Raw genomic sequence first — 3,018 nt, 5'->3', positions numbered from 1 at the left:
GCCGCAACATCCAGCAGGCCGCCCAGGGCAGCCATGAGGTGTCGTTCAGCATCGGCGGCGTGAACCTCGCCGCCGCCAAGAGCGGCAAGGTCGCCTATGAGGTGCTGGAAAATGTGCGGCAGCTGTCCGTGCAGACCGACAGCCTGCGCGAAGAGGTCGCCCGCTTCCTGACGCAGGTGCGGGCCGGCTGAACGGCCATCCGGGGACGCATCGCGGACGCCGCGTCCCCGCCCCCGGCCGCTGGACAGGTAAAGTCAGGTCAAGTCAGGTCACTGGCGCCGGGTTGAACAGGGTCAGCGCGTTCCGCAGCCGTAAGGGGTTCATCGAGCCTGTCACCGCTTGGCGCATCATCCGTCAGACGAAGGCGAGCGGAAATCAAATAATCGACGTCAACTAAAAAGGTCGCGGCACGGCGCTGCCGGATATCCGCGGCGTTCCGCGGCAGACTTTGAATGTCGCCGCTCTGCTTTGCATGGCGTACGGAAATGGCCGAGATGCGGTCACCGATCTCGTTGCGCGTCAGCGACTGAAAGCGAATCGGTTTGAGCACATGAATTTGGTCGATGACCCAGCGCAGCCTGGGACGCCAGTAAACAGCCTCGAAAATTCCGCGAGCTGCAGATGGTGTAATGACCGGATAGGAGACACGTTCGGTCTTAAACTCGGCGCATGAAAAGCAGGCCCGAGCACCAGAGACACGCAATGTGACACCCTGTCTCATGGGAGCCTCCTGCATTGAATAATGCCAATGATGATATTTGAATTCTGCCTGATGCAAAATGCTTATTGGTGACAAACTAATGATAAACCTCTGCGTTATTTAGGTAATAGTATTTTCTGTATAATATATCTTAGGATCACTAAGTGAAAAATCGGAAATTTCTAACATCAATTTTAAGTTACTACTGCAAAATAATGAAGATTACGTCAATAGTAACTTCATTTTTTCAAATACAATACGCTTCACCCACGCGATCGTTAGAGCATAGGTGAGCCAAGGTTCGGGCAACCAGAGGCCACGCGCCAGACGAGGATGGCAGCAGGGTTTGTACAAGATGACTATGTTAGAGGCTTTTATTCCACGTCACCCTGTCGGCTCCGGCAGCCATATTCAAACACGGTTGTGGCAAACCATTTTATGGTTCCAGCGAGTGCATTATATGGGTGCTCTCGTAACACTTTATGGTTCCATCCAGAACTGACATGCGCTTCGACCTGACCGACCTGCGGCTGTTTCTGCACATCGTGGAGACCGGCAGCATCACCGCCGGAGCGGAACGCAGCGCCATGGCGCTCGCCTCGGCCAGCGCGCGGGTGCGCGGGATGGAGGAGGCGCTGGGCATCCCGCTGCTGGAGCGCTTCCGCCGCGGCGTCCGCCCAACCCCGGCCGGCCGCGCGGTGGTGCATCACGCCCGCCTCGTCCTGCACCAGTTGGAGCGGATGCGCGGCGAGCTGGCGGAATACGCCAAGGGCCTCAAAGGCCATGTCCGGCTGCTGTCCAACACCGCGGCGATCAACGAATTCCTGCCCGACGCGCTCGCCGGCTTCCTGGCCGACAATCCCAGCATCGACATCGACCTGGAGGAACGGCCGAGCCACGCCATCGTCGAGGCGGTGGCCGCCGGGCTGGCCGACCTCGGCGTGGTTGCCGACATGGTCGACCTCGGCGGGCTGGAGACCCGGCCCTTCCGCAGCGACCGGCTGGTCGCCGTCCTGCCGCTCTCCCACCGGCTGGCGGACCGTGACCGGATATCCTTCTCCGACCTGCTGGACGAGCCCTTCGTCGGCCTCAGCGCCGGCAGCGCGTTGCAGGACTATCTGAACGGCCACGCCACCCGCGCCGGCCGCAGCCTGTCCTACCGCGTGCGCGTGCGCGGGCCGGTGGCACTGTGCCGGCTGGTCGAACGCGGGGTCGGCGTCGGCATCGTGCCGGAAACAGCGGCGCTGCGGGCGCTCGACAGCGGCGGCCTGCGCGTCATGCCACTGACCGACCCCTGGGCACCCCGCCTGCTGGTGCTGTGCGCCCGCAATTTTTCCGATCTTTCCGCCCATGCCCGCCGGCTCGTCGACAGCCTGTCGGAAAGCGCACCGGCCGCGATCTAAAAAGCCATCAGGTCAGTGGTGCTGACCTTTTCTGGCGGCCTTTTCCCTGAATTTCCGCCGATCTGCCAATGTGCCGGCCAATCCACCGAATCGATTCGGCTTTCCCGCCCGGTGCCGGCGATCCGGCCACCGCCGGCTGCGGCGAATCGGCGCTGTGCGCCTTTGCCGCGGCATCGGCGATGGCGGGGCCATGGCGGGACCACGGCGTGAATGTGAATGCGCTATGGATAAATTCGGCGGACATGTGACTGGATTGTCCGAATCTTTGGAGAAATACCCCCAAAGGGGTGCAAATCGCCGCTTGGTCAGAAATCCTGCCGTTTATTTGCCGTCGAAAAGCTGCCAGGGGGGTGGTACTACCAATCCAAAGAGATCGAGACCAAATAAAACCCGACCGAATCCCCCCGAGAGGAGACATCGACCATCATGCGGACGGCGACGAAGGATCTGGCAGGCGACTTGCGGCAGCAGCTGGCCGAACTGGTGCGCAGCCGGGTTCCGAACGCGCGGGCGGAGCGCTTCGTGAAGCGCTTCTATGCCAACGTGCCCCCCGACGACCTGCTGCGCGGCACGCCGGAACAGCTTTACGGTGCCGCCCTCGCCATGTGGCAGTGGGGCCAGCAGCGCGAGGCCGGCCTGCCCAAGGTGCGCGTCTATGCGCCGCGGCTGGACGAGCATGGCTGGCAGGCCGAACGCTCGGTGGTGGAGATCGTCAACGACGACATGCCCTTCCTGGTCGATTCCGTCACGGCGGAGCTGAACCGGCAGGGCGTCACCGTCCACCTGATCATCCATCCCGTCACCCGCGTCGTCCGCGACGCCGAGGGGCGCATCGCCGAGCTGCTGGAGCCGGGCGAAGAAGCGACGGCGCGCACGACGAATCCTTCATGCATTGCTCCATCGACCCGCTGTCGG

Annotated in this window: 3 protein-coding genes and 1 pseudogene; 3 read left to right on the top strand and 1 reads right to left on the bottom strand. The window is 62.3% G+C overall.

From position 1 onward, the window contains the following. Positions 1-191, top strand: a pseudogene (locus I71_RS25265) (chemotaxis protein); the annotation flags it as partial. A 68-nt stretch (positions 192-259) separates the two neighbouring features. Here the strand turns inward: I71_RS25265 and cas5c are convergent. Further along, the gene (gene cas5c / locus I71_RS36435; RefSeq protein ID WP_083897396.1) at positions 260-721 is read right to left on the bottom strand and encodes a type I-C CRISPR-associated protein Cas5c; all 462 of its coding nucleotides are present in this window, start codon (positions 719-721) and stop codon (positions 260-262) included. Between the two features lie 482 nt (positions 722-1,203). Here cas5c and I71_RS25260 point away from each other — a divergent pair, with 482 nt between their 5' ends. Together I71_RS25260 and I71_RS25255 are read left to right on the top strand one after the other, a co-directional pair. Beyond that, positions 1,204-2,103, top strand: a complete 900-nt coding sequence (locus I71_RS25260; protein ID WP_042700264.1) for a LysR family transcriptional regulator — start codon at positions 1,204-1,206, stop codon at positions 2,101-2,103. A gap of 426 nt (positions 2,104-2,529) precedes the next feature. Then, positions 2,530-3,018, top strand: a 489-nt coding sequence (locus I71_RS25255; protein ID WP_042700261.1) for an NAD-glutamate dehydrogenase domain-containing protein, incomplete at its 3' end; no start/stop codon positions are given.

The organism is Azospirillum sp. B506, from assembly GCF_000333595.1.
Classification (GTDB): Bacteria; Pseudomonadota; Alphaproteobacteria; order Azospirillales; family Azospirillaceae; genus Azospirillum.
Note: the sequence above shows the minus strand (reverse complement) of the source record. Positions and strands in the feature narration are given on the sequence as shown.